Source organism: Frigoribacterium sp. CFBP 13605 (genome assembly GCF_014839405.1).
Classification (GTDB): Bacteria; Actinomycetota; Actinomycetes; order Actinomycetales; family Microbacteriaceae; genus Frigoribacterium.
In genome coordinates this window covers 1-3071 of sequence record NZ_JACYNS010000176.1, presented here as the reverse complement: position 1 = coordinate 3071, position 3071 = coordinate 1, and the positions used below count along the sequence as shown (strand labels likewise).

2 protein-coding genes and 1 pseudogene are annotated in these 3071 nt (G+C 73.0%); 1 reads left to right on the top strand and 2 read right to left on the bottom strand.

Annotation, left to right across the window (positions count from 1 at the left end; genetic code table 11):
• A pseudogene (locus IFT36_RS17120) lies at window positions 1-136 on the bottom strand (tetratricopeptide repeat protein); the annotation flags it as partial.
• Window positions 133-1935, bottom strand: a complete 1803-nt coding sequence (locus IFT36_RS15720; protein ID WP_159826304.1) for a hypothetical protein — start codon at window positions 1933-1935, stop codon at window positions 133-135. The pseudogene IFT36_RS17120 and the gene IFT36_RS15720, both read right to left, overlap by 4 nt.
• 241 nt (window positions 1936-2176) lie before the next feature.
• Between IFT36_RS15720 and IFT36_RS15715 the strand changes: the two genes are divergently transcribed.
• Window positions 2177-3071: DivIVA domain-containing protein (locus tag IFT36_RS15715; RefSeq protein WP_249408689.1), on the top strand; the 895-nt coding region annotated here is incomplete at its 3' end.

The window sequence follows — 3071 nt, the reverse complement described above, 5'->3', positions numbered from 1 at the left end:
CGCCTCCCGCGGGCGCGCCGTCGACGGGCGCCCCCGCGGACGGACCCGCCGGGGCGGGGGCCGGCGGACGGTTGACGAGCGACGAGAGGTCGACGGCGCCGCGGAGACCGGCGGGGACGGGAGGGAGGTTGGTCATGGCAGCTCCTTGGCAGAGGTGAGGGCCTGGCTGAAACCGAGCAGGACGATGGGGTCGTCGCTGCCGACGGGCGGGACGGAGAACAAGAGCTCGACGCCGTAGGTCGCCTCGATGCCCTTCGACGACTCGTCGAGCCCCAGCAGGGTCTTGACGGTGCCCTCGGGATTGACCTTGGCACCCGTGGCCGTCGGCTTGACGGTCTCGATCTCGTTCAGCGCGACCGAGACGATGGCACCGGCGTCGTTCGTGGCGAAGGCGACGGGGGTCTCGTCGTCGGCCTGGGACGTGTAGTCGATGGACGCCGTGGTGGGCAGGGCCGCACGCTTCGCGTCCTTGTAGGCCTTGCCGATCTTCTCGCGCAGCGTGTCGCCCTCGGTCTGGAACTGGGCGGCGTACTGGCTCTCGTCGCCGTTGCGCAGGATGTCGCCGTAGGCCTCGGCCAGCTGGTCGGGCTGCAGCGTGAGCAGCTTGACGTCGGGCGAGAGCCGGGCGGCGCCGATCGAGGCGGGGGCGACGGTCAACGGGGTCTGCGTCTGCAGGCTGACCGCGTACTCGACCTTGTACGGGTCGCGGGCGCTCTCTTGCTCGAGGGTGAGGGCGACGGGCGCCACGCTCGCGTCGGCGTCCTGCACGACGACGAACGCCGAGCGCGGCCACGAGTCGGCCTGCTGCGGCAGCGTCAGCGTGACGGTGCCGGTGGGGATCGCCAGGGGCGCGGCGGCGGCGGCGTCCTTGGAACGGATCGTGTAGTTCGCCTGACGCTGCTCGAGGGCCGGACCCGTGAAACGGGTGGCGGCGAGGTCGGCGTTCAGCGAGGCGTCGGCCTCGGTCGCCGTGGCCGAGATGCGTTCGACGATGCGCTTGGCCTGGGCAACGCTGATCACCGGGGGCTGCAGCGCGTTGCCCTGGTCGCCGGAGTCCGTGCCGTCGGTCGAGGTGGGCGTCGGGGTCGGGGTGGACGAGTCGGAACCCGCCGCCGGCGCCTGCTGCGGCCAGTAGTCGGCGGTGCACGCCGACAGGGCGAGCGAGGAGACCAGCACGATCGGCGCCACGGCGACGAACCGACGGATGCCGCGGGCACGACCACGGCCGGGCGCCAGGGTCTCGGTGCCGGCGGCGTCGAGCGCCTTGACCGCCTTGCGACCGGCCCGACGCGACAGGCGGGGTCGTTTCCCGTCACCCGAGCGCCGACGGGGGCCGCGCGTCCGGCGGTGGTGCAGGATCGCCCAGACGTACAGGCCGATGCCGATCAGCAGGACCACGAGCCCACCGACGATCAGCGGCCCGGCCAGGGGCGTCGCGGTCGAGAGCGGCCAGGTGATGCGGACGTCGGACGGGGCGGGCTGAGTGCCGTCCGAGACGATGACGAGGGAGACGTCGTCGGGCGCGTCGAGCGAGAAGGTGAGGTCGTTGCCCGCGAACTGGTCGAACCAGAGGTCGGAGTCGGTCGGGTCGGGCACCTCGGTGGTGTCGCCCGCGATCGTGCGGCTGACGAGCCGACCGGACGCCTCGTCGTACTCGACCTCGTTGTAGCTGGCGTCGCCGACCCACCCGAGGACGTCCGACGTGCGGCCGTAGGCGGCGAAGGCGGTGTCGCCGCCCGACACCGAGACCGTCTGACGCCCGTCGCGGCCGTGCAGCGCCGAGGCCGGGACGACCGTGACGGTCGCGTCGGAGTCGGCGGTGTCGACCTGGGACGACACGCTCGGCGGCGGTGCGAAGACGGTGCGCTGGGCGAAGCCCAACGCCACCATCACCGCCGCCAGGACGACGACGACGACTGCGACGATGAAACGCACGTTTCTCTCCCTCCGAGCCACCATCCCGGTCGGGGCGCCAGGAACCGTCGTGGTCGACGACGGGCCTCGCACGAGCCTGGCCAGGGGGCCGGGCGCGGCAGCAGAATTTAAGACGGCTCAGCGTATCCGACGAGGCTGAGAGGCACCTAACCCGTGGATCGGGGTCCGTCGAGGGCCTCCCACTAGCATCGTGTCGCGGGCCGCGCTCCCCTGGTCCGAACCCTGCATCGAAGGAGACACCGTGGCTGCTGACGAAGCCGATTTCGGCATCGAACTCCGGGGCTACCGCAAGGACGAGGTCGACCGGGTGCTCGGCGACCTGCGGCGGGAGCTCATCAAGGCCAACGCCGACCGGGCCGACCGGGCGAGCGAGGTCGCGTTCCTCCAGCAGCGGGTGGACGAGATCCGTGCCGAGCTCGAAGAGGCCGGCACCCCCACGTACTCCGGTCTCGGCAGCAAGCTCGAGCAGACCCTGCGTCTGGCCGAACAGCAGTCCACCCTGGTGATCAGCCAGGCCGACATCGACGCCGAGGCCCTGCGCTCGTCCTCGACGGCCGAGGCGAAGCGCCTGCTGGACGACGCGAGCGAACGGGCCACGTCCGTGCTCGACGACGCCCGGGGCCGCGCCGCGGCGCAGGTCGCCGAGTCCACCGCCGACGCCGACCGTCTGGTCGCACGCGCCAAGGCCGAAGCACGCGACCTGCTGCAAGAGGCCCAGCGCGACGCCATCTCGATCCGCGGCTCGGCCGCCACCGAGGCGGCCCAGAACGTCTCGACGGCTCGACGCGAAGCAGCCGCGCTGCGTGCCGAGGTCGAGCACGAGGTCGCCGAGCAGCGGGCCGCCGTCGCCCGCGACCTCGCCGAGGCCCGCGACGAGGCCGACACCCTCGCCGCCGACACGCGCGAGGCCCGAGCCGTCTTCGAGAGCGACTCCGGGCGGCAGCGCGCCGACCTCGAGCGCGAGGGCGTCACCGTCCGCGCCGAGCTGGCCCGCCTCGACGAGACCACCCGCGCCGACCTCGACGCCGAGGTCGGTGCCCGCCGCGCCGAACTCGACCGCGAGATCACGGCCGCCCGCGCCGAGCTGGCCGACGACGTCGCGGCCCAGCGCGCCGAACTCGAACGCGACGTCGCCG